The following is a 23,181-nucleotide window of genomic DNA, read 5'->3' on the forward strand; positions in this document are numbered from 1 at the left end:
AGGGCCGTCAGGCGGTCAGCCGCCCGGCCGCCTGTGCGACGACGGCCGGCAGGGCGTCGCCGTTCGCCGCGTGAACGCAGCTCGGGCCGACGCCAAGTATTGTAGACAAGCCGGGCGGCGCGCCGAACGACAAACCCGCGATCGCGACGCCATGCTGCCGGCCGTGGCGCGCCGCATGGCGTGCATCCTCGACGAGATAGCGCGGATCGAACACGTCGATGTCGGCTGCCTCGCCGTCGCCGATCATCAGCACGGCGGCGCGCACGGCCCCGGTCTCGCGACGCAGCAGCGCAAGCGCGTGGCGCAGCGCGGCGCCGGTGCGCGTGCTCATCCCGGCGTCGGCCGCGAGCAGCGCCGTGCGGCGGGGCGCGTCGAACGCGTCGTTGAAATCCTTGAAGCGCGCGTAGTACACGCGGTGCCGGCCGTCCGACGTGTAGCCGTGCACGGCCCAGCGCCGCCGCTGCCGATCGAACAGGTCGCCGAGCACGAAGGCCGCGCGCTTCTCGAGCGCGGCCACGTGCGCGGCCGTCGACGCGGACAGGTCGAGCAGGATCAGGACGGGCCCGCACGCGTCGTGCGGGACGCGGCGACGGAATATGCGCGGATCGGGCGCATGCCCCGCGTGTCGCGCGATGCGGGCGGCGATCGCCGCATCGACGTCGAGCGCGTCGCCGTCGAGCTGGCGCCCGACGCGTCGCAGCAATTCCGCCGCGCGTGCCGGGCGCAGGTGCCGGGCGGCGCGCCGATCCGCGTCCACCCGCGCGGCGAGCGACGGCGATGGCGCGGACGTGGGCGGCGCGCGTTCGACGATCGTCGCCCAGTCGCGCCGTTCGCGCCGCGTGTGGCAATTCCACTCGGGATAGCGCGGTGCATCGGCGGGTGGCGCCGGTGTGTCGTCCGGCGCGTCGGCGTGGCCGCCGGTGGCGGCAGACGTGTCGACGCCTTCGCTGCCCGCACGCTCGGACGCGGCGGCCGGCTGCGTCCACAGCCACGCGTTGTCGTCGCGATAGCGCAGCCAGGTGCCGTCGTCCGGTTCGAAGCGCACGCGCATCTGGCCGAGATCGTTCGCGAGCCGCGACGCGATCGTGCGACATGCGCGGTAGTCGTCGAGCCGGTCGCGCAGCGCGTCGAACAGTTGCACGCCGGTGTCGACCCACGGATTGCCGTCGCGATACGAACGATCGAACAGCGCCTTCGCGAGTCGCGCGCACAGGCGGCCGAACGTGAGCCCTTCGCGGTCGATCGGCGCGAACGCCGGCGCCCAGAAGGTCGCGAGCCCCGGCCATTCGCGGGCGAGCAGCGTTTCGACGCGTGCATCCTCGATCAGGCCGGCGATCGCGATGCCGATCGGCGTGAGCGTGCCGGCCGGTTCGCCGGACGGAGAGTGCCGCCAGTGCGCGAGGGCGTGTGCCGCCGCGGCGACACGCGCATCGGGCGGCAACGTGCGCGGCACGCGCAGCGTCGCGTGGCCGAGCGTCGCGCGCGGCGCGGCATCGTCGAGCTGCACGCCGGTTTCGCGCGCGGTCATGCCGTGCAGGAAGCGGGCGAGCTGCAGCGCGTTCATGTCGGCGCTCATGTCGCGAAGTGCGCGGCGGCCATCGTCTGCAACGCGGCGCGCGTGTCGGCATCGTCGGTTGCCGCGTCGCTGATCGCGATCCGGCACGCGTCGAGCGGCGCGAGCCCCGCGACGATCAACCGGGCCGCATGCACGAGCAACCGCGTCGACGCGCCTTCGTCGAGCCCGTCGCCGGCGAGCGCGCGCGTGCGCTGCGCGAGATCGACGAGCCGGCGCGCGGTGTCCCGGTCGGCGCCGCTTTCGCGCACGACGACGTCGGCTTCGTGTTCGGCATCCGGATAGCCGAAGTCGAGCGCGACGAAGCGCTGCCGCGTCGACGGCTTCAGCCGCCGGTGGTCGCCGTGATAGCCGGGGTTGTACGAGATCACCAGATGGAAATCCGGATGCGCGTGCACGACCTCGCCGAGCCGGTCGAGCGGCAGCACGCGCCGCGAGTCGGTCAGCGGATGGATTACGACGGTCGCGTCCGGGCGCGCCTCGACGATCTCGTCGAGATAGCAGATCGCGCCGTGGCGCGCCGCGAGCGTGAGCGGCCCGTCGGCCCAGTAGGTGCCGTCGGCGTCGAGCAGATGCCGGCCGGTCAGGTCGGCCGCCGACGTGTCGTCGTTGCACGCGACCTGGATCAGCGGCAGGCCCATGCGCCACGCCATGTATTCGACGAAGCGCGTCTTGCCGCAGCCGGTCGGCCCTTTCAGCAGCACCGGCAGATGATGGCGGCAGGCCGTCTCGAACCAGTCGGCTTCGGCGCCGGCCGGCTGGTAGAACGGTGCATCGGCGATGCGGTGGCCGGCGAGCGGATCGGCGGCGAGCGGTGTATCGCGTGCGCTCATCACCACCTCCCCGTCATCATCAGCATCCCGGGCAGCCAGCACGTGCCGACGCCGATCGCGATCGTGTAGCCGGGCAGGAAACGCACGCGGCGCTTCAGCCCCAGCGCGACGAAGAACAGGAACCACAGGCTCGACCACAGCAGCCACATCGCACCGAAACGCAGGTCGTGCGACGTGCCCGCATAGACGAGCGCGCTGATCGCGACGAACAGGCAATACCAGCCGAGGCCCGCGCCTTGCAGCCCGCGCCACTGGACGGCGGCGAGATACAGGTACGTGAACGCGAACAGCAGGCCGCCCGCGCTCGAGAAATACTGCGGCGGCGCGGATGCCTGCACGAGGCCGGCAAGGTTGATCAGCAGCGCGAGCAGCCCGACGAGCAGGTTCAGGCCGGCCGCATCGCGCGGTTCGATGCGGCCGGTGAGCGCGACGCCGTTGACGACCAGCACCGCGCCGATGAAAAAGAGAGCGACACCGAGCATGATGAGGGCTCCAGAATGAGGCGGAGCCGTTCGCGCGCATGACGCGAACGGCCGGGCAGGGGCTGCGTGCTCAGCGGTGCGCGGGCGCTTCGGCCGGGATGCCCTCGATCGGGCATTCCGGCGTGCCGGGTGTTGCGCGCGTGAGGCGTTCGACGGCCTGGCGCGTGCCGTCCGGGTCGTTCACCCAGTTCGCATAGAACTCGAACGGGCATTGCGCGACGCCGTTCGGCGATTCGCCGGAACCGATCTTGCCGGTGTAGCCGCGATGCAGCAGCTTGTACAGGTGGTTCTGCGACTGCATGTTGCGGCGCGCGTCGCGGATCAGGCTCACCGACAGCTCCGCGTACTGCACGCCGTTTTCCTCTTCGCCGCATTCGCCGAGCGTGCGGCCGTCGAAGCCGACGATCGCCGAGTGGCCGAAATACGAATACACGCCGTCGAAGCCCGACGCATTCGCGACCGCGACGTAGCAGTTGTTCATGAACGCCATCGCTTTCGACACCAGCACCTGCTGATCCTTCGCCGGGTACATGTAGCCCTGGCAGCGCACGACCAGCTCGGCGCCACGCATTGCGCAGTCGCGCCAGATTTCCGGGTAGTTGCCGTCGTCGCAGATGATCAGGCTGATCTTGAGCCCCTTCGGGCCATCGGCGACATACGTGCAGTTGCCCGGATACCAGCCTTCGACCGGCACCCACGGCATGATCTTGCGGTACTTCTGCACGATCTCGCCCTGGTTGTTGATCAGCACGAGCGTGTTGTACGGGGCCTTGTCCGGATGCTCCTCGTGACGCTCGCCGGTCAGCGAGAACACGCCCCACACGTTCGCCTTGCGGCACGCGGCCGCGAAGATGTCGGTTTCCTCGCCGGGCACGGTCGACGCCGTGTCGTACATCTCCTTCGCGTCGTACATGATCCCGTGCGTCGAATACTCGGGGAACACGATGAGGTCCATGCCGGGCAGGCCGCGCTTGATGCCGACCACGCGCTCGGCGATCTCGCGTGCGTTTGCGATGACCTCGGCGCGCGTGTGCAGGCGCGGCATCTTGTACTGGACGACGGCGACGCCGACGGCGTCGTTGCTGCTGGAAATATCGCCATGACGCATGGTGTGCTCCTGATTCGGTTGAGGAAGTACGTTTTCGAAGGACAAAAAAAAGCCCTTGCCTCGACGAGCGAGGCAAGGGCTTCTTTGCCGGTCCGTTCACCCGACAACGCTGTCGGATAACGGGAATGCGGATAGGGTGGCCGCTTGCGGGGCGGCCGGCGCGGCGCGGGCTAGCGGACCCGGGTTGCGCACGATCGTGGGACGTCTTTGTCCGCCGGAATCGATGGGATGCACTCTATGCAAAGTTTTTTCTGGATGCAACACCACGTATACCCCTGCACGGCGTGAAGGCCGTGAGAGCGGGCGGTGGGCCGCCGGGTATGCGAATTGCACGGCGCGATGGCGCAGGGTCGGGGCGAGTTTGCAGGATGTGATGCGGTGACGTGTGGGGGCTTCGAAGCGGTCAGGCGTACGGTGCGCTAAATGGTATTTAGGGAGAAGGTTGTGCGCGCAACTAGATTGCGAGGTGTTGGCGAGTGGCGTGTGACGCTCGATTGCAGCCGGTTCAAGGGGTGTTTTCGGTGAAAATTTTCTGTCTCGCTCAGGGGTTTCTCGGCGGGCTGGATGGACTGTGTTTTCAACCGCAGTTTGCACGTATCGCCATGACGCGACGTACGGATTTTTACGCATGCACGAGGTGTCGCGCTGCTGATCTGGCATGTCGGGCGCCGTGCCGTAGTCAGCGTGCGGATGCGCGGCTGTCGACGCGATGTATTCGAGCCGGCCGGTCGGGAGGTCGGCACGCATCGCGGCAAGAGGCTGCCGGTTCCGGCCGCCGCATTCCCGGCTGACGACCTGAACCCGCGGGACGGGCGGCGCGGCTTCTGAAGGCCGCCGACCCGCTTCAAGGCCCGGGTTCGGTTCGCCGCCGGCGGTATGTCGCCGGCCGAAGGGCGATCGTCGACAGCGGTGGCGGGCCGGGACGATGTCGCGACCGTGCGGGCGTCGCGCCCGAGTGGCCCAGTCCGCCCGCCCAGCCGTGCCAGCCGTGCAACCGGCGGCGGTTGCACTCCCGACGGGGCCCCGCGGGCCGTTTCATCAATTTGACGCGCGACGCTGGGATAATGGCGGAGTTTGGCTGCGTCAACTGAAGGAAGGAGGCCCCATGGGCGACAACACTACCCGCACCGAGACCGACAACCTCACCGATATGGCATCGCTCGAAACGCGACAGCGCCGTTTCGAGGAGGACCTCGTCGACGCTTATGACGAAGAGCTCGAGATGGAGCTCGACGACCGCCGTTTCGACGACGGCGACGACCTGCTGTTCTCTCAGGAGCGCCGCGAAGCGCGCAAACAGTATTTCCGCGAGTTGTTCCGGTTGCAGGGCGAACTCGTGAAGCTGCAGGACTGGGTCGTGGCCACGGGGCACCGGCTCATCGTCATTTTCGAGGGGCGCGACGCGGCAGGCAAGGGCGGGGCGATCAAGCGCATCACGCAGCGGCTGAACCCGCGCGTGTGCCGCGTGGCGGCGCTGCCCGCGCCGAGCAACCGCGAGCGCACGCAATGGTATTTCCAGCGCTACGTCACGCATCTGCCGGCCGGCGGCGAGATCGTGCTGTTCGACCGCAGCTGGTACAACCGCGCGGGCGTCGAGCGCGTGATGAATTTCTGCACCGACGACGAATACGAGGAGTTTTTCCGCTCGGTGCCCGAGTTCGAGAAAATGCTCGCGCGTAGCGGGATCCAGATCGTCAAGTACTGGTTCTCGATCACCGATCACGAGCAGGAGCTGCGTTTCCAGAGCCGGATCGAGGATCCGCTGAAGCAGTGGAAACTGAGCCCGATGGACCTCGAGAGCCGCCGCCGCTGGGAGGCCTATACGGCTGCGAAGGAGGAAATGCTGCAGCGCACGCATATCCCCGAGGCGCCGTGGTGGGTCGTGCAGGCCGTCGACAAGAAGCGCGCGCGGCTGAACTGCATTCGCCATCTGCTGGACCAGGTGCCGTATCACGAGGTGCCGCGTTCGACCATCGATTTGCCGCAGCGCGAGCACCACGAGGACTACATCCGTCGTCCGGTGCCGGACGACATGATCGTGCCGGACTTTTATTGAGCGATTGAGCGGACGAGGCCGGAGACGCGCGCCGTGCAACGCGGCGCGCGCCGGCCGCGGATCGGGCGCGCGGTACGGAGGCGGCCGGCGACGCGGGTCGCCTCCCGGTCGCGCCCGATTACAGATCGGGGAAGCCCGAGCGCCCCTGCGTCAGGTCGAACAGCTCGGCTTTCGCGGCCGCCTCGGCCGTTTCGGGCAGCTTGATCACCAGTTTCACCGTCATCCCGTAAGCACTGTCCACCAGTTCGTAGCCCGCCTGTTCCATCCAGCGGCGCACCCGCGCTTCGTCGGGGTAGCCGATTTCGATCGCGAATCGCGTGTAGCGAATGCGCTCGACGCGCTCGGCATCGAGCAGCGCCGATGCGATCGCGTCGGTATAGGCGCGCACCAGGCCGCCGGCGCCGAGCTTCACGCCGCCGTAGTAGCGGACGACCGCGCCGAGCACGCCGTCCAGATCGTGATGACGCAGCACTTCGAGGATCGGCCGGCCGGCGGTGCCCGACGGTTCGCCGTCGTCCGACATGCCCGACTGGCCGCCCGCGAGCAGCGCCCAGCACACGTGGGTGGCCGTCGGATGCTCGTCGCGCAGGCGCTGCAGCGCGTGCATCGCGGCGTCGCGGTCCTCGACGGGAATCGCGTGCGCGATGAAGCGGCTCTTGCGGATTTCGAGTTCCCGGGTGTAGGTGGTGGCGAGCGAGTAAGTCATTGAACGGGAAGCAGGGAATTCGGCATCGAGCGCATTATGAGCCATTTCAGTGCCGGACCGGCGCAAGGTACGCTGAATCGTGATCGTCTGGATAACCGACGATGCATGACTTTTTCGAGAAATTGATAAATCGTTAAATATCGAAGACGTCACTCGCCGTGGCGTTGATCTTTTGTAACAGCCCTGTTACAGTTTCGCCGCACCGAGATGCCGACCATTCAATCGCAGTGGTTGATAATCCGGCTGCCAGCTTCGCAGGCATGGCGACTTCCATTTTTTTGAGGTATTGCCGCAAGATGGCGAGTCGATTGCGGGCGTCCGGGCGCCAATGCGTGCGGTAGCGGGTTTCACGGAAAAGCGGAGCGCAGCTGCCTTGATTCAGGGCCGCGCTACATAAAAGCATTCAAGAAAAGTCACCTCAACGAGAACAACAATGGCCGATTTGCATTGGACCATGCCAATCGCCAGATGGACGTCGATTTCGACCGCGGGGGTGCCGGGCGTCGAAGCCCTCGATCCGATGGTGCGACGCCGCTTGAGCCGGCTGTCGCGTCTCGCGCTTCAGGCAGCCTATGACTGTGCCGGAGCGGAGCATCCGTTGCGGATGGTATTCGCGTCGCGCCATGGCGAGTTGACACGCACCACCGGCATTCTCGCCGACATCGGCGCCGCAGAACCGGTCTCCCCAACGGCCTTCAGTCTCTCGGTCCTCAACGCGGTCACGGGCATATTCGGAATTGCCAGGCGCGATCGATCGGCTGCGACCGCGGTCGCAGCCGGCCACGAAACCCTCGGCTACGCGTTGCTCGAAGCATTTTCCCAATATGAAACGTCGCCGGCGTCGCCGGTGTTGCTCGTCTATGCGCACGAGCCGGCCGATCCGGTATATGGCGCCGTCGATGACGACCCGGAGAGCGTCGGACTTGCGATGCTGATCGGTGCAGACGAGCCGGCCGGCTATCTGACCTGCGAGATAGCGGCGCACGGCGCGCAAGAGCCCGACGAGGCGGCCGGCACGCACTGCACGGCGGTGCTGCGCTGCCTGTCGGCGCGCACGACAGCGTCATGCCGCAGCCAGCAAGCAATGTGGCGATGGAGCTGGCATGATCGCGCGGCTTGACTACGGCTGGCGCCTGTTCGCGACCGGCGCGAGCCTCGCGTTTTTCGCACTGTGCGGATCGGTGTTCTCGTTGCTGGCGATCGTCGTCGGCATGCTGTGGCCGCACCGACGCTCACGCCAGCGTGGCGTGACGCTCGTCATCCATTATTTCTTCCGCGCGCTGGTCGCGCTGCTGCAGCGCGTCGGCGTGATGAAGCTCGAGTCGAGCGGCGTCGAGGGCCTTGCACAAGACGGCCCGGTAATCGTTGTCGCTAATCATCCGACGTGGCTCGACGTGATGGTGCTGCTGTCGCTGACGCCGAAGGCCTGCTGCGTCGTCAAGCGTGCGCACTGGGGCAACCCCTGTTTCTGGGGTATCGTCCGCGCGGCCGAATACGTGAGCAATGCCGATGCCGTCGATCTCGTCGAGGCCGGGGCACGGCAACTGGCGGCGGGCTACACGATGATCGTCTTCCCGGAAGGGACGCGCAGCCCGGGCGACAATCGTCTGCATGCGTTCTCGCGCGGTTTCGCGCATATGGCACTGCAGTCGCGCAGCCGGATTCAACCGGTGCTGATCGACTGCGATCCTCCGGTCTTCACCAAGACGCTGCGCTGGTATCACGTGCCGTCTCGTGCGTTTCGCATGCGCATCGACGTGCTCGAACCGATGGATCCGAGCCGGCTGGCACCGGGCGCGACGTCGCCGTCGATCGCTGCTCGCAGCATCGCCCGCGAGGTGGAAGTGCACATTACTCAAAGCCTGTTTCAGCATGGATACTTTAAAACTGCAAATTAAGCAGCTTCTGATCGAGATGCTCGACCTCAGCGACATGACGGTCGACGATATCGACGACGATGCACCGCTGTTCTCGACCGACGGGATCGGCCTCGATTCGGTCGATGCGCTCGAAGTCGGCATCATGCTGCGCAAGAAGTTTCACCTGACGATCGCAGCGAACGACGAGCGCACGAAAGCCCATTTCCGTTCGATCAACACGCTGGTGGCTTTCATTGCCGACCAGCAATCGCGTCAGGCATCGCAAGAAGCCATGCTGGAAAAAGGGAGTCATTCGTGACCGATGCAGAAATCTTGGAGCGCATTCGCGCCATTTTTCATGAGAATTTCGCGATCGAGCCGGAGCGCGTGACACCCGATACGCACCTGTTCGACGAGCTCGATCTGGACAGCATCGACGCGGTCGATCTGGCCATCAAGCTGCAGGAAATGACGGGCAAGCGCATCAAGCCCGAAGAATTCAAGTCCGTGCGGACCGTCGGTGACGTCATTGCCGCGGTTCACGCGTTGCTCGCGCGCGCGTGACGGCGACGGGCATGCGCGCGACTACCTGCACCGGCTTGCTACGCTGCGCAGGCGTCGCGGCGAGGGCGGCGCTGGTGGCAGCCTATCCGCTCGTCATCCTGTTTGCGTGGCAACACATGTCGCCGCGTTATGTCGGCTGCCTGCTGGTCGCGTTGCTGTGGCTCCAACGTATGATCGGCAAGGGCACGCTCGCGAAAACGCTCAAACGGATCACAACGCTTGACTGGTGCGTGGCCGGCGCATTGACCGTGTTGTCCGCCGCGATTGCCGTGACCGACAGCGAACGTCTTCTTCATCTTTATCCTGCATGCGTGAGTGCCGGTTTGCTGGTCGCGTTCGGCGCGACGCTCCGGCGCGGCCCGACAATGATAGAGAAATTCGCACGATTGACCCATCCCGAGCCGAGCCTGGAAATCGTCCGGTACACGCGCCGCGTCACCCAGGTGTGGTGCGTATTCTTCATCGTGAACGGCGGTTTTTCGGTCTACACGGCGCTCTGCTGGAGCCGGGCGTCGTGGGCGCTTTACAACGGGCTGGTCGCGTACGTGCTGATCGGCGCGTTGCTCGCGGGTGAGTGGCTGTGGCGCAGCGTCGTCGTCGCGGCCAGACGGAAACGAACGGGTGTCGCATGATCGCTCTGCACGAGATGCTATGTGCCGCGGCAGATGATGCAACGGCGGTGTGTCGCAATGGCGCGGAGGTGCTGACGCTCGGCGATCTGCGCGCTCGCGCGGGGGCCATCGCGCGGATGATGCAGGCGAGCGGCGCGCGACGGGTCGCGATCTGCACGGACGATCCGTACGATTTCGCGTGCGCTTTCTTTGCGGTGGCGGCGCATGGGGAAGTCGTGATTCCGGCGAGCAACGCGCCAGGCTATCTCCGCGATCTCGCCCATGCGTACGATCTGGTGCTCGATGCGCCGGCACTGGCCGCGTGCGAGCACGACCCGGAACGCGAACCTGCCGTCGCCGGTTGCCCGATCGACGCGGCCGTCGCGGTGACGCTTTACACCTCCGGCAGCAGCGGCACCGCGAAGCCGGTGCGGAAGTCGCTTGCGCAGTTCGATGCCGAAGTGCGTACGCTGCAACGCGAATGGGGCGACCGGATCGGTGCGGCCGTGACGCTGTCGAGCGTGCCGCATCACCACATCTACGGGCTGCTCTTCAGAATCCTGTGGCCGCTGGCGGCGGGGCGCGCGTTCGACCGGACGCCGGTGCTCGAGCCGCTGCAACTGCAGCAGCGGCTCGCCGCGTATGGCGTCGTCGTCGTGGTCTCGACGCCGTCGCAACTGATGCGCTGGCCGGCATTGTCCGGTTTTCCGATGCAGGAGCCCGCGCCGTGCGCGTTCTTCTCGTCGGGCGGCCCGCTGCCGGCCGATGCGGCAGCGGCGTATTCGAACGCGTTCGGCGCCGCGCCGCTCGAGATCTTTGGCAGTACCGAAACCGGCGGCATCGCATGGCGGCGTCAGGACGTCTCGCCCGCGTGGCAGCCGCTGACCGGCGTCGACGTGCGCTGTGACGACGACGGTGTGCTGTGCGTTCGCTCTGGCCATCTCGGTCACGATGGCTGGCATAGCACCGACGACACCGCGCGATTCGACGCACAGGGGCGCTTCGCGCTCGTGGGACGACGCGACCGCGTCGTCAAACTCGACGGCAAGCGCGTGTCGCTGCCGGAACTCGAGGCGCGGATACTCGCACATGCATACGTCGAACAGGCGGCCGCGGTGGTGGTCGACGGCACGACGCGCGCCCATGTCGGCGTCGTCGCGGTATTGAGCGCGGTGGGGCGAGACGCGCTGGTCACGGACGGCCGGATCGCGGTCGCCACGACTTTGCGGCATGCGCTCGGCGCCTATGTCGATGCGGCCGCGTTGCCGCGCTACTGGCGATTCCTGCACGCGATGCCGTTCGATACGCGCGGGAAATTGCCGGCGGCCGTGCTGGCGGCGGCCTTCAAGGTCGCGCCGGAGGGTTTCGAGCTGCTCGCGTCGTGGCGCAGCGACGATGACGCGCTGCATTATGAACTGCGCGTGCCGCCCGCACTGGCGCATTTCGAAGGGCATTTTCCAGGGCTGCCGATCCTGCCCGGCGTCGTGCAGATCGACTGGGCCGCGCGGCTTGCCGGTCGCGAAATACCGGGCGTGCGGGAAATCCGCTCGGTCGAACACCTGAAATTCAAGGCACCGGTGCCGCCCGGCGCGGTGCTGGCGCTGCGTATCGCGCACGATCCGGCGCGCGGATGCGCGCGCTTCGCGTTCCGGTGCGGCGGCCGGGAATGCACGTCGGGCGTGTTGGTCTATGGCGCGGCGGCGAGATGAGCGGTACCTGCATCGTTATTCCGATCTACAACCATCGTGACGCGATCGGCGGAATGCTGGCGCGCCTCGCCGTGCACGGTCTGCCGATCCTGGTGGTGGATGATGGCAGCGACGAGTCGACCCGTCGAGTGCTGGCCGCGCTGGCCGAGCAGTACGCCGCGTCCATGACGCTGCTGCAATTGCCCACCAATGGTGGAAAGGGCGCGGCGGTCATGGCCGGATTGCGCGCCGCGCACGCACGCGGCTATCGGCACGCGATCCAGATCGACGCCGACGGCCAGCACGACGCCGCTGATGTGCCGAAGTTCGTGGCGGCTGCTCAGATCGAGCCGGATGCCGTGATTCTGGGGCGGCCGCGTTTCGACGATAGCGTGCCGAAGGCGCGTCTTTACGGCCGCTACCTGACGCACGCATGGGTGTGGATCGAAACGCTGTCGCTGGATATCCCCGATGCGATGTGCGGGTTTCGTCTTTATCCGGTCGATGCCGTCTGCGAGCTGATCGACGCGGTGTCGATGCCGACGCGAATGGCTTTCGACAGCGAAATCCTGGTCCGGCTTCACTGGCGTGGCCTGGCGTTCAGGACGATCCCGACGCGCGTGGTCTACCCGGCCGACGGCGTATCGCATTTCGACGTCTGGCGCGACAACGTGCGCATCAGCATGAGTCATGCGCGGCTCGTCGCGGGGATGCTCGTGCGCGCGCCGATGTTACTGACGCGCCGGCTCGTCGAACGACGCGACGCGTTGCCGGCGAACCGCACGCGCGCATGGTGGCGCATGCCGGAACGCGGCAGCCGTATCGGGATGGCGTTGCTGGCGCTGAGCTGCCGCTGGTTCGGCAAGGGCTTCACGTCGTTCTGGCTGCATCCGGTCGTCGGCTATTTCTTGCTGACGAACCGCGCGGCGCGCACCGCATCGCATGCGTATTTCGCGCGCCTGCGCGAAGCGCAAGCGGTGGCCGTGCCGAAGCCGGGCTGGCGCAGCGCGTATCGGCACATGCTTGCCTTCGCGCAGGCGGGATTCGACAAATTCGTCGCCTGGTCCGGCCGTCTCGACGAACTCGACGTGAGTTTCGACGATTCGTCCGCATTCGATGCGCTTGCCGCGAGCGGACGCGGCGCGCTCGTGATCGGCGCGCATCTGGGCAACCTGGAGATGACGCGGGCGCTCGCGTTGCGCGATGCGCATGCGAAGGTGACGGCGATCGTCTATACCGAGCATGCGAAACGCTTTACCGGCGTGCTTGCCGGCGCGAACCGGGAATTCGGCAAGCAGCTCGTCGAGGTGTCCGACTTCGGCCCGGATACGGCGATGATGATGCAGTCGCGGATCGATGCGGGCGAGTTGCTCGTGATCGTCGGCGACCGCGTGCCGCCGCACGATTCCGGTAAAACCGTCGACGCGCGCTTTTTCGACGCGACGGCCTCGTTCGCGCAGGGCCCGTACATCCTCGCCCACGCGCTCGGTTGCCCGGTCTACCTGTTCTTCTGCCTGAAGGAGCAGCACGGCTACCGGCTCTATTTCGAGCCGTTCGCTGACCGCATCGAGCTGCCGCGCCGAGAGCGCGCCAGCCATGTCGCCGCGTGGGCGCAGCGCTATGCCGCGCGGCTCGAGCACTATTGCCGCAAGGCTCCCTATCAATGGTTCAACTTCTTCGATTTTTGGGCGCGGCCCAACGGAGGTCCGCGTGGCCGAACATGACATGAAGAACGTCGCGGCAACCGCCGCGGTGGATACGGACCGGCCTGCCATCGTGATCGGCGACCGGCATCTGACGATCGAGGACGTCGTCGCGATTGCCCGCGACGGTGCACCGGTCGCGCTGAATGCGGGGCCCGCATGGCGTGCGCGGATCGAGCGCGGCGCAACCTGGTTGCGTGACTATCTCGCGAACGGCGGCACCCTGTACGGTGTCACGACAGGCTATGGCGACGCGTGCGTGGTCGAGGTGCCGCCGCCGCTCGTCGAAGCGTTGCCGCTGCAGCTGACCCGCTATCACGGATGCGGGATGGGCGACTGGTTCGACGCGACGCAAACGTTGTCCGTCATCGTCGCACGGCTCAATTCGCTCGCGTTCGGCTACTCGGGCGTGCGATTCACGCTGCTTGAACGGTTGGCCGATCTGGTGAATCACCGTATTCTGCCGCGCATTCCGTCGGAAGGCTCGGTTGGCGCAAGCGGCGACCTGACGCCGCTGTCCTACGTCGCCGCGGCCCTGATCGGCGAGCGCACCGTATCGTTTGCTGGCGACGAGCGGGACGCGGGGGACGCATGGCGCGCGATCGATCGCATCCCGTTGACGCTCGCGCCGAAGGAAGGGCTGGCGCTGATGAACGGCACGGCGGTCATGACCGGGCTGGCATGCCTCGCGTTTGCGCGCGCCGATCACTTGACGCGAATGGCGGCCCGCCTGACGGCATTGACGACCGTCGCGCTCGACGGGCGGGCGGGGCACTTCGACGCGCGGCTGTTCGACGCGAAACCGCACGCGGGGCAGGCCGAGGTGGCCGCATGGATACGGGCAGATCTGGCCGGGCGCGACGAATTGCCGGAGCGTCGCCTGCAGGATCGCTATTCGGTCCGGTGCGCGCCGCACGTGATCGGCGTGGCGCGCGACGCATTGTCGTGGATGCGCCGCGATATCGAGAACGAGCTGAACAGTGCGAACGACAATCCGCTAATCGATCCGGACGAAGGATGCGTCCTGCATGGCGGCAATTTCTACGGCGGTCATATCGCGTTCGCGATGGATGCGCTGAAGACGGCGGTGGCCAATCTCGCGGACCTGATGGATCGTCAGCTCGCGCTGCTGGTCGACGACAAGTTCAGTAACGGACTGCCGCGCAACCTGACGGGCGCTGCCCCGGAACGGGCCGCGATCAACCACGGGTTCAAGGCCGTGCAGATATCGTCGTCCGCATGGACGGCCGAGGCGCTGAAACACACGATGCCGGCGAGCGTGTTTTCGCGCTCGACGGAGTCGCACAATCAGGACAAGGTCAGCATGGGAACGATCGCCGCGCGCGACTGCCTGCGCGTGCTGGCCCTGACCGAGCAGGTTGCCTCGGCGCACGTGCTCGCGACCGTGCAGGCCGTGCGGCTGCGGCTGCGCGACGACCCGCGGACGCAGCTTTCGCCCGCGCTTCGCGCGTTCATAGACGACGTGGGCCGCCAATCGCCGCCGGTGGTCGAGGACCGGCCGCTCGAGGCGGAGTTGCGCGCGCTGACCGCGCGACTTGCGGCATGCGGGCCGATCGGCGATCCGCTTGGCGGATGCCTTCACGGGGAGGCCGCATGAGCGAGACGCATCCGCTGCTGACCGCGACCGCACGCGTCGAGGTGCTGTTTCACGATGTCGATGCGATGAACGTCTGCTGGCACGGCCATTACCTGAAGTACTTCGAAAGCAGCCGCGCGGCGTTGCTGCGGATGATCGACTACGACTATCCGGCGATGCTGGCGTCGGGCTACATGTGGCCGGTGGTGGAAGCGCATCTGAAGTACGTCCGCCCCGCACATTACAGTCAGCAGCTCGACGTGCGCGCGACACTGCTCGAATTCGAGAACCGGCTGAAGATCGGTTACGAAATCGTCGATGCCGCTTCCGGCGAGCGTTTGACGAAGGGTTACACGGTGCAACTGGCGATCGACGCGACGACACGCGAACTGCAGTTCGTGTCGCCGCCGGCCCTGATCGAAAGGGTGTGCGCGCAATGGGCGTAAAGTTGAACGACGGACGGCTTGCGACGATGATGCTCGTCGCGTGCGTGATGCTCGCCGGCGGCGACGCGATGGCCGCGCCGGCGCCTGCCGCGACTGTGCGGCAGGGAAATGCCGCGCTCGTTTCCGATATCGCGACGCGGCTGGCGCGAATCGGCGCGATTCGCGCGGATTTTCGGCAGACCCAGACGCTGTCGGCGATGAAGCAGCCGCTCGTCAGCACCGGTTCGATGTTGTTCGATCGTAACTCGGGCGTCATCTGGCGAATCGAAACGCCCTACAAAGCCACTTATGTGATTACCGACGGCGGCGTGCGCGAGGTCGGCACGGACGGTCGTCTCGTCGCGCCTGGCGGCGGCGGACGTGGCGTCGCGCAAGTGTCGCGCATGATGCGCGACATGCTCGGCGGTGATCTGTCGGCACTGTATGCGCAATTCGACGTTGCGGCGAGCGGCGCGCCGGAGCGGTGGCGGATGGTGTTGCGGCCGAATCAGCCGCAGCTCGCACAGGCGATCCGCGTGCTCGAAATGAGCGGCGGCGCGTATCTCGGCAAGCTCGACATGACGTTCGCGAACGGCAACGTGACCGTGCTCGAGTTCGCCCGGCCGACGCCGGTCGACGCGCTCGCGCCGGTCGAGCGCGGGTGGCTGGAGGCCCGATGATGAATACGGCGCGCGACGTGATCGCAGCATCCGGAGAGCGTGCTCGCCGGCGCGCGCTGTACGCGGCATGGCTCGCCGTCGCGCTGGTTGCGATCGCGTACATCCTGTGGCGCTTCAGCGGGTCCGCGCCGTTGCAGACGAACCTGCTTGCGTTGTTGCCGGCGACGGAAGCGAATCCGGTTGCAGAACGCGCCGTCGACATGCTCGGCGATGCGCTCGGCAATCGCACCGTCTATCTGGTGACCGACCGCGACGCCGCTCGCGCCAAGGCGGCCGCAAAGCAGCTCGGCGCGCGGCTCGACGCCAGCGGCGCATTTCGCTCGGTGACGGTCGAGGTGCCACCGTTCGATCTGTCGCAGATCGCAGCCACCTACATGCCGGCCCGCTTCGGTCTGCTGACGGGCACGGATCGCCGGTCGCTCGAACAGGGCGACGCCACGCTCGGCGACCGGCTCGTCCGGCGGCTCTATGCGCCGCCCGTCGACGGCCTGCAGACCAGCGTGGCGGACGATCCGTTCGGCTGGCTGCAGCACTGGCTCGGCGAACTGCCGCTCGCGGCGTCGAGCCTGTCGCTCGAAGACGGCATGCTGGTGTCGCATCGCGATGGAGCAACGGGCGTGCTCGTGATGACGTCGCTGCCGGGATCGGCCTACGAAACGAAGATCCAGCACGCGGTTCGCGTCGCGACGCTCGATGCCGAGCGCGCGCTCGCGGCGGATTTCCCGGGCGTTCGCGTCGACCGGGCCGGTGCGGTGTTTTATGCGGAAGCGGCGCGCGCCAGCGCCGAGCGCGACGTGCACGTGATCGGTGCGGCGTCGCTGGCTGGTATTGCGCTGTTACTGATGAGCGTATTCCGTTCACCGCGCCTGCTGGTGCTCGCGTTCGCATCGACGGCGTTCGGCATCGTGTGCGCGCTGGCGGCGACGCTGCTCGTGTTCGGCAAGCTGCATCTGCTGACGCTGGTGTTCGGCGTGAGCCTGATCGGCGAGGCCGTCGATTACTCGATCCAGTATTTCGTCGCGTACCTGTCGGCCGGGCGGCAATGGGATGCGCGGCGCGGCGCGGCGGCGGTGCGGCCTGCGCTCGCGGTGGCGCTGGCGACCAGCTTGCTCGGCTACGCGATTTTGATGTGGGTGCCGTTCCCCGCGCTCAAGCAGATCGCATGCTTTGCTATCGTCGGGATCCTCAGTGCGTTCGCGGCCGTAACGGGCTTTTTGCCGCTCGTGCTGACGCAAGGCCCGCGGCGCGTGCCGTCCCGCGTTTTCTCGGGTGCCGCCCGCTTGCTGGGCGGATGGCAGTCGCTGCTGGCCGGTCGGCGCGCGGTGGCCGTCGCCGTGCTGGTTGCGCTGGTCGCGATTCCGGGATGGGCCGTGTTGAAAAGCGACGACGACATTCATCTGCTGATCCAGCGCGATGCGAGCCTGGCGCGACAGGAAAACGATATCCGTGCGGCGGTCGGGCTGGCGAACACCGCGCAGTTCTTCGTCGTCCAGGGCGCGTCGCAGGAAGAAGTGCTCGAACGTTCGGAAGCATTGATCGCGGCGCTCGACCGGCAGCAGGCCGGCCGCGTCCAGTCGATCGCGACGTTCGTGCCTTCGGCGCAACGACAGGCCCGCGATCGGGCCGTGCTGGACAAGCGCGTGTTTGGCGATGCCGCGACGCTGCGCGCGGCACTCGTGCACGCGGGCTTCCGTGACGAGGTTGTCGACGAGTGGATTCACGCGTTTTCTCGCCAGACGCCTGCGACGCTGTCCGTCGACACGTGGCTGGCAGCACGCTGGTCCGCCCCGTTCCGACATCTGTGGCTCGGTCGAATCGATGGCGGCGCCGGTCCCGTCGATGCGGCATTGGCGATTCCGGAGCGGGTCGACGCGACGAATGCGGCGACGTTCGCCGCGCTCGCGCGCACGCTGCCGGGTGTGTCGTGGGTCGACAAGGCCGCGAGCGTGTCGCGTCTGTTCGGCGCCTACCGGGTCGACAGCGGCCTGTGGCTGGCCGGCGCGCTCGTCGTGGTCGCCGCGCTGCTGATGTGGCGATACGGTGTGCGCGGCGGCATCGCGACGACACTGCCGGTCGTGTTCGCCATTGCACTGACGCTTGCGGCGTTCGGCTATGCACGGGTGCCGCTCACGCTGTTCAACTGGCTCGCGCTGATGCTGGTGCTTGGCGTGGGCGCCAACTATGCGGTGTTCCTTCGCGAAGGCTGCATGCGGGACATGGCCGGTCTCGGCGCCGTATGGACCGGCGTGCTGCTGTCGGCGGCCACGACGTTGCTGTCGTTCGGCATGCTCGGGGCGAGCGCGATGCCCGCGCTGCGCAGCTTCGGCACGACGCTCGCGATGGGCATCGTATTCTCGGTGCTGTTCGCGCCGCTCGCCACGCCATCCGGGAAGGAGTGTCGCGCATGAATTCGAAACAGACGCCGGTTTATCTGTCCGCGCCCGGCATGATCAATGCGCTTGGCGCGACGACCGACGAGATTGTCGACGCACTACGCATCGGCGTCGCAGCGGGCATGGCTCCGCGCACCGATGTCGCCGGTGGCGGCTGGGTCGGGCGCGTGCGGTCGAGGCTCGAGGTCGCGCCGCCTGTATCACTCGCGCATTTCGACTGCAGGAACAATCGGCTGTTGCTGGCCGCGCTGGCGCAGATCGGATCCCGCGTCGATGCGGCGATCGCGCGTTACGGTCCGCGGCGGATCGGCGTCGTGATGGGCACGAGTACGTCCGGTATCCAGGCGGCGGAGCGGGCGTTCGCGCAGCGCGCCGCGACGGGCGTGATGCCCGCCGGATTCGATTATCGACAAATGGAAATCGGCACGGCCGCGCCGTTCGTGCGCGCGGTACTCGGTGTGACCGGCCCGGCCTACACGCTATCGACCGCCTGCACGTCGAGTGCTAAGGCGTTCGCGGCCGCACGGCGACTGCTGCGGTTGAAGCTATGCGACGCGGTTGTCGTCGGCGGTGCGGATTCTCTGTGCGAGCTGACGTTGCAGGGTTTTGCATCGCTCGAATCGGTCAGCCCGGACCGGACCAACCCGATGAGCCGGAACCGCGACGGCATCAATATCGGCGAAGGCGCCGCGCTGTTCGTGATGAGTCGCGACGAGGCGGAGGTCCGGCTGGCCGGCGTCGGCGAGTCGAGCGATGCGCACCACATCTCGGCACCGGACCCGGTGGGCCACGGCGCGGAGGACGCGCTGCGCGCCGCGCTCGCGGACGCCGGCGTCGCGTCGTCCGCGATCAGCTACGTAAACCTGCACGCGACGGCGACGCGCCTGAATGACGAGATGGAAGCGAACGTGACGGCGCGGGTGTTTCCGCACGGCGTGCCGGCGAGCGGGACCAAACCGTTGACGGGTCACATGCTCGGCGCGGCGGGTGCGACCGAGTTGGGGTTCGGCTGGCTGGCGCTGGCTCGCGGGATCGCGCTGCCGATGCACGTATGGGACGGTGAGAACGACCCGGCGCTACCCCCACTGGATCTTGTCGACAGCGAGCGCCATCTGACTGGCGATGCAACTGGACGTTATGTGATGAGCAATTCGTTTGCTTTCGGCGGCAGCAATGCCAGCCTGATTCTGGGAGGCTGACATGCACGCCAGACCATTGACCGACGCGCTGCACGGCGGCGCGGACATTCCCGTCGGCAACGTGCGGGACGTGTTGCCGCATCGCGGCACGATGCTGCTGCTCGACGCGATCGAACGCTGTTCGGAAACCGGCATCGAGGTGAGTGCGCGTGCATGCCGCGATGCGTGGTACGCCGACGGTAACGGCGCGATGCCGGCCTGGATCGGCATCGAGCTGATGGCGCAGGCGATCGCCGCGCATGTCGGCCTGCTTGCCGCGCAGGCGGGCGGTCGTGCGAAGCCGGGTGTGTTGCTCGGCGCGAACCGCTATGTCGCGCATCGCGCGGCGTTCGACGCCGGCACGGTGCTGCGCATCGGCGCGCGGGAACTGCTGCGCGGCGACGAGGGACATGGCGCATACGAATGCGCGATTCATGCCGAAGGCCGGTGTTGTGCGGAGGCCGTCGTCAAGGTGTACCAGCCGAACGATTTTCAATCTTTTATCGAAGGGAGCTTCAATTCATGACTCGGCGAGTTCTCGTGACAGGCGCGAGCCGCGGCATCGGCCGCGCCGTGGCGCTGCGGATGGCATCCGACGGCTTCGCCGTGACGGTGCACTGCCGCACCGGCCGCGATGCCGCCGAAGCGGTGGCCACGACGATTCGCGAGCGGGGCGGCACGGCAAGCGTGCTGCAGTTCGATGTGCGCGACCGCGCGGCGTGCCGGCGCGAGCTGGAGGCCGACGTCGACACGAACGGCGCGTACTACGGGATCGTCTGCAGCGCGGGCGTGACGCGCGATGGCGCGTTTCCGGCGCTGTCCGGCGAGGACTGGGACATCGTGATCGAGACTGGCCTGGACGGTTTCTACAACGTCGTCCATCCGCTGACCATGCCGATGGTGCGCCTGCGTGGCGGCGGCCGCATCGTGACGATCGCGTCCGTGTCGGGCGTGATGGGCAATCGCGGCCAGGTCAACTACAGCGCCGCGAAGGCCGGGTTGATCGGCGCGACCAAGGCGCTGGCGGTCGAGCTGGCGTCACGAAGGATCACGGTCAATTGCGTCGCGCCCGGGTTGATCGACACAGGCATGCTCGACGACGTGCCGCTCGACCATGCATTGAAGACCGTGCCGATGGGCCGCGTCGGCCAGCCCGACGAAGTCGCGGCGGTGGTCGGCTTCCTGATGTCGGATGCGGCGACTTACGTTACCCGACAGGTGATCGGCGTCAACGGCGGGATGGTGTGATGAAGCGAGTGGTCGTGACGGGGATGGGCGGTGTAACCGCCTTCGGTCAAAGCTGGCCTGAAATCGACGTGCGTTTGCGCGAAGGGCGCAACGCGGTGCGGCGCATGCCTGAATGGGACTGCTACGAGGCACTGCATACGCGGCTCGCGTGTCCGTTGCCGGCATTCGAGCTGCCGCGCACGTATCCGCGCAAGAAGACGCGTTCGATGGGGCCCGTGTCGATGTATGCGGTGCGTGCGAGCGAGTTGGCGTTGCAGGATGCGGGACTGTCCGACGATGCGTCGATTCGGGACGGCCGGATGGGCGTCGCGTACGGCTCGTCGTCTGGATCGGTCGAGCCGATCCGCGCATTCGGCACGATGATCGAGACGGGCTCGATGCGGGACGTCACGTCGAACAGCTATGTGCAGATGATGCCGCATACCACGGCAGTCAACGTCAGCCTGTTCTGGGATCTGAAAGGCCGGATCGTGCCGACATCGTCCGCGTGTGCGTCCGGCAGCCAGGCGATCGGCTATGCGTACGAGGCGATCGCGACGGGCAAGCAGGTGCTGATGCTGGCCGGCGGCGCGGAGGAGTTGTCCGGCCCGGCGGTCGCGGTGTTCGATACGCTTTATGCGACCAGCACGCGCAACGATGCCGCGAACCTGACGCCACGCCCGTTCGATGCCGCGCGTGACGGTCTGGTCGTCGGCGAGGGCGCGGCGACGCTGGTGCTCGAGGAGTACGAGCATGCGGTCGCGCGCGGCGCGACGATTCATGCGGAGATCGTCGGCTTCGGCTGCAATTCGGACGGTGCGCACATCACCCAGCCGACCGCGGAGACGATGGCGATTGCGATGCGTCTCGCGCTGAGCGATGCGACGCTCGGTGCCGGCGCGATTGCCTACGTGAACGCGCACGGCACGTCGACTGATCGGGGCGACGTCGCTGAGAGTCATGCAACGGCGTCGGTATTCGGCGAGCGCATGGCGATCAGTTCACTGAAAAGCTACGTGGGCCACACGCTCGGCGCGTGCGGCGCGCTCGAGGCGTGGTGGACGATCGAGATGATGAAGCGCAACTGGTATGCGCCGACGCTCAATCTCGATACGGTCGATCCGGCCTGTGCGCAGCTCGACTACATCATCGGCGATGCCCGCCGTATCGATGCGGAATTCGTGATGAGCAACAATTTTGCATTCGGCGGCATCAACACGTCGCTGATCTTTCGGCGGGTCGTCGCGTGACGGCGCCCGGTAGAGCGGCGGCGCGCGTGGTGATCACGGGGATCGGGATCGTATCGTGCCTCGGTAATTCGCTCGGCGAAGTATCGGACGCGCTGCGTACCGGCCGCTCGGGCATCAGCCGCGTCGACGCGTGGCGCGAGCGCGGCTTCCGCAGTCAGATCGCCGGGGTTGCGTCTGTCGGAGTGGCGCCGCGATTCGCACGCAAGCACGAGCGCTTCATGGGCGATACGGCGCGTTTTGCCGCGCATGCGACCGCGTCGGCGCTCGACGATGCGGGCCTCGACGCCGGCATGTTGCATTCGCCGCGCGCGGGCACGATCGTGGGATCGGGCATCGGATCGATGGCCGATTACGATGATGCGATGGCGATCGCGCACCATCGCGGCATCGACAAGACGCCGCCCTACGTCGTCCCGAAGGCGATGGGCAGCACGGCGTCGGCATGCGTTGCGCAGTTGTTCGGTATCGAGGGCGTGTCCTATACGCCGTCGTCCGCCTGCACGAGCGCGGCACTGGCGATCGGGCAGGCGGCGCAATTGATTCGCGCAGGGTGCCAGGACATCGTGCTGGCCGGCGGGAGCGAGGCGCTGCACGACAACATGACGCTGATGTTCGACGCGATGGGGGCGTTGTCCAGCGGATTCAACGACACGCCGGACCGCGCGTCGCGCCCGTATACGCTCGGTCGCGACGGCTTCGTGATCGCATCGGGTGCGGGCATGCTCGTGCTCGAGTCGCTCGAGCATGCGCGTGCGCGCGGCGCACGCATCTACGCGGAGGTCGGCGGGTTCGGCCAATGCACGGACAACGCTGGCATGGCGACGCCTCATGCGCCGGGGATCGCGCGCGCGATGCGCGCCGCGCTCGCCGGCGGTGGACGGCGGCCCGACTACGTCAATACGCACGCACCGTCGACGCCGCGCGGCGACCTCGAGGAGCTGAAGGCGCTCGGTGACGTATTCGGCGGCGATGTGCCGGCATTCTCGTCGACGAAAGGCATGACGGGGCATCCGCTCGGCGCGAGCGGTGCGCATGAAGCGATCTATACGCTACTGATGATGCGCGACGGTTTCGTCGCGGGTACGGACGTTGGTCATGAACCGGATCCTGCGCTCGCGGGCCTGCCACTTGTGCGCGCTGCACGCGAATTCGTGGTCGAACGCGCGCTGTCGGTGTCGTTCGGGTTCGGCGGCAGTTGCGCAAGTGTGTTGTTGGACGCCTGGAAGGGCGATTGAAGTGAACCTACTG

The 23,181-nt window shown here is 67.1% G+C and carries 22 protein-coding genes; 17 read left to right on the plus strand and 5 right to left on the minus strand.

Going from position 1 to position 23,181, the window contains the following annotated elements:
- Nucleotides 1-7: 7 nt before the first annotated feature.
- The 4 genes from DCN14_RS06315 to DCN14_RS06330 all read right to left on the minus strand — a co-directional run bounded on the left by DCN14_RS06315 (nucleotide 8) and on the right by DCN14_RS06330 (nucleotide 3,996).
- The gene (locus DCN14_RS06315) at nucleotides 8-1,564 is read right to left on the minus strand and encodes a nitric oxide reductase activation protein (RefSeq protein WP_096499331.1); all 1,557 of its coding nucleotides are present in this window, start codon (nucleotides 1,562-1,564) and stop codon (nucleotides 8-10) included.
- Nucleotides 1,565-1,572: 8 nt separating this feature from the next.
- Nucleotides 1,573-2,406 carry a CbbQ/NirQ/NorQ/GpvN family protein gene (locus DCN14_RS06320; protein WP_096499014.1) on the minus strand — a complete coding sequence of 278 codons (834 nt, stop codon included), beginning with the start codon at nucleotides 2,404-2,406 and terminating at the stop codon, nucleotides 1,573-1,575.
- The gene (locus tag DCN14_RS06325; protein WP_096499012.1) at nucleotides 2,406-2,888 is read right to left on the minus strand and encodes an AmiS/UreI family transporter; all 483 of its coding nucleotides are present in this window, start codon (nucleotides 2,886-2,888) and stop codon (nucleotides 2,406-2,408) included. Before DCN14_RS06325 ends, DCN14_RS06320 begins: the two co-directional genes overlap by 1 nt.
- A gap of 70 nt (nucleotides 2,889-2,958) precedes the next feature.
- Nucleotides 2,959-3,996 (minus strand): aliphatic amidase, encoded by a 1,038-nt coding sequence (locus DCN14_RS06330; protein ID WP_096499010.1) that lies wholly within the window; start codon nucleotides 3,994-3,996, stop codon nucleotides 2,959-2,961.
- A gap of 1,105 nt (nucleotides 3,997-5,101) precedes the next feature.
- Here DCN14_RS06330 and ppk2 point away from each other — a divergent pair.
- Entirely contained in the window at nucleotides 5,102-6,052 is a 951-nt protein-coding gene (ppk2, locus tag DCN14_RS06340; protein WP_096499008.1) for a polyphosphate kinase 2, read from the plus strand.
- Between the two features lie 118 nt (nucleotides 6,053-6,170).
- Here ppk2 and DCN14_RS06345 read toward each other — a convergent pair whose 3' ends face one another.
- Nucleotides 6,171-6,758 (minus strand): YigZ family protein, encoded by a 588-nt coding sequence (locus DCN14_RS06345; protein WP_096499006.1) that lies wholly within the window; start codon nucleotides 6,756-6,758, stop codon nucleotides 6,171-6,173.
- A 433-nt stretch (nucleotides 6,759-7,191) separates the two neighbouring features.
- Between DCN14_RS06345 and DCN14_RS06350 the strand changes: the two genes are divergently transcribed.
- From DCN14_RS06350 to DCN14_RS06425, 16 genes are read left to right on the plus strand one after another with little or no spacing between them, the layout of a single operon-like run.
- A complete protein-coding gene (locus DCN14_RS06350) occupies nucleotides 7,192-7,878 on the plus strand; it encodes a beta-ketoacyl synthase chain length factor (protein WP_096499004.1) in 687 nt (228 codons plus the stop codon).
- Nucleotides 7,862-8,656, plus strand: a complete 795-nt coding sequence (locus DCN14_RS06355; protein WP_096499002.1) for a 1-acyl-sn-glycerol-3-phosphate acyltransferase — start codon at nucleotides 7,862-7,864, stop codon at nucleotides 8,654-8,656. The genes DCN14_RS06350 and DCN14_RS06355 overlap by 17 nt, the downstream gene beginning before the upstream one ends.
- Entirely contained in the window at nucleotides 8,631-8,936 is a 306-nt protein-coding gene (locus DCN14_RS06360) for a phosphopantetheine-binding protein (protein WP_096499000.1), read from the plus strand. The genes DCN14_RS06355 and DCN14_RS06360 overlap by 26 nt, the downstream gene beginning before the upstream one ends.
- Entirely contained in the window at nucleotides 8,933-9,181 is a 249-nt protein-coding gene (locus DCN14_RS06365) for an acyl carrier protein (protein WP_096498997.1), read from the plus strand. Before DCN14_RS06360 ends, DCN14_RS06365 begins: the two co-directional genes overlap by 4 nt.
- Nucleotides 9,182-9,192: 11 nt before the next feature.
- Nucleotides 9,193-9,813, plus strand: a complete 621-nt coding sequence (locus tag DCN14_RS06370; RefSeq protein ID WP_096499329.1) for a hypothetical protein — start codon at nucleotides 9,193-9,195, stop codon at nucleotides 9,811-9,813.
- Nucleotides 9,810-11,501, plus strand: a complete 1,692-nt coding sequence (locus DCN14_RS06375; protein ID WP_096498995.1) for an AMP-binding protein — start codon at nucleotides 9,810-9,812, stop codon at nucleotides 11,499-11,501. Before DCN14_RS06370 ends, DCN14_RS06375 begins: the two co-directional genes overlap by 4 nt.
- Nucleotides 11,498-13,204, plus strand: coding sequence for a glycosyltransferase family 2 protein (locus DCN14_RS06380; RefSeq protein ID WP_096498993.1), 1,707 nt, complete (start codon nucleotides 11,498-11,500; stop codon nucleotides 13,202-13,204). Before DCN14_RS06375 ends, DCN14_RS06380 begins: the two co-directional genes overlap by 4 nt.
- On the plus strand, nucleotides 13,191-14,801 hold the full coding sequence (locus tag DCN14_RS06385) for an aromatic amino acid ammonia-lyase (protein WP_096498991.1): 1,611 nt from the start codon (nucleotides 13,191-13,193) through the stop codon (nucleotides 14,799-14,801). Before DCN14_RS06380 ends, DCN14_RS06385 begins: the two co-directional genes overlap by 14 nt.
- Nucleotides 14,798-15,226, plus strand: coding sequence for a thioesterase family protein (locus DCN14_RS06390; RefSeq protein WP_096498989.1), 429 nt, complete (start codon nucleotides 14,798-14,800; stop codon nucleotides 15,224-15,226). Before DCN14_RS06385 ends, DCN14_RS06390 begins: the two co-directional genes overlap by 4 nt.
- Nucleotides 15,217-15,885 (plus strand): outer membrane lipoprotein carrier protein LolA, encoded by a 669-nt coding sequence (locus DCN14_RS06395; protein WP_096498987.1) that lies wholly within the window; start codon nucleotides 15,217-15,219, stop codon nucleotides 15,883-15,885. The genes DCN14_RS06390 and DCN14_RS06395 overlap by 10 nt, the downstream gene beginning before the upstream one ends.
- Nucleotides 15,885-18,293: an MMPL family transporter gene (locus DCN14_RS06400; RefSeq protein WP_096499327.1), complete on the plus strand. Its 2,409-nt coding sequence runs from the start codon at nucleotides 15,885-15,887 to the stop codon at nucleotides 18,291-18,293. Before DCN14_RS06395 ends, DCN14_RS06400 begins: the two co-directional genes overlap by 1 nt.
- Entirely contained in the window at nucleotides 18,290-19,477 is a 1,188-nt protein-coding gene (locus DCN14_RS06405; RefSeq protein ID WP_096498985.1) for a beta-ketoacyl-[acyl-carrier-protein] synthase family protein, read from the plus strand. Before DCN14_RS06400 ends, DCN14_RS06405 begins: the two co-directional genes overlap by 4 nt.
- 1 nt (nucleotide 19,478) lies before the next feature.
- The gene (locus tag DCN14_RS06410) at nucleotides 19,479-19,982 is read left to right on the plus strand and encodes a hotdog family protein (RefSeq protein ID WP_096498983.1); all 504 of its coding nucleotides are present in this window, start codon (nucleotides 19,479-19,481) and stop codon (nucleotides 19,980-19,982) included.
- Nucleotides 19,979-20,704 carry a 3-ketoacyl-ACP reductase FabG2 gene (locus DCN14_RS06415; RefSeq protein ID WP_096498981.1) on the plus strand — a complete coding sequence of 242 codons (726 nt, stop codon included), beginning with the start codon at nucleotides 19,979-19,981 and terminating at the stop codon, nucleotides 20,702-20,704. Before DCN14_RS06410 ends, DCN14_RS06415 begins: the two co-directional genes overlap by 4 nt.
- The gene (locus tag DCN14_RS06420; RefSeq protein ID WP_096498979.1) at nucleotides 20,704-21,933 is read left to right on the plus strand and encodes a beta-ketoacyl-ACP synthase; all 1,230 of its coding nucleotides are present in this window, start codon (nucleotides 20,704-20,706) and stop codon (nucleotides 21,931-21,933) included. Before DCN14_RS06415 ends, DCN14_RS06420 begins: the two co-directional genes overlap by 1 nt.
- Nucleotides 21,930-23,168 (plus strand): beta-ketoacyl-[acyl-carrier-protein] synthase family protein, encoded by a 1,239-nt coding sequence (locus tag DCN14_RS06425; protein WP_096498977.1) that lies wholly within the window; start codon nucleotides 21,930-21,932, stop codon nucleotides 23,166-23,168. The genes DCN14_RS06420 and DCN14_RS06425 overlap by 4 nt, the downstream gene beginning before the upstream one ends.
- Nucleotides 23,169-23,181: the final 13 nt, after the last annotated feature.

The organism is Burkholderia sp. IDO3 (genome assembly GCF_003366075.1).
Lineage (GTDB): Bacteria > Pseudomonadota > Gammaproteobacteria > Burkholderiales > Burkholderiaceae > Burkholderia > Burkholderia anthina.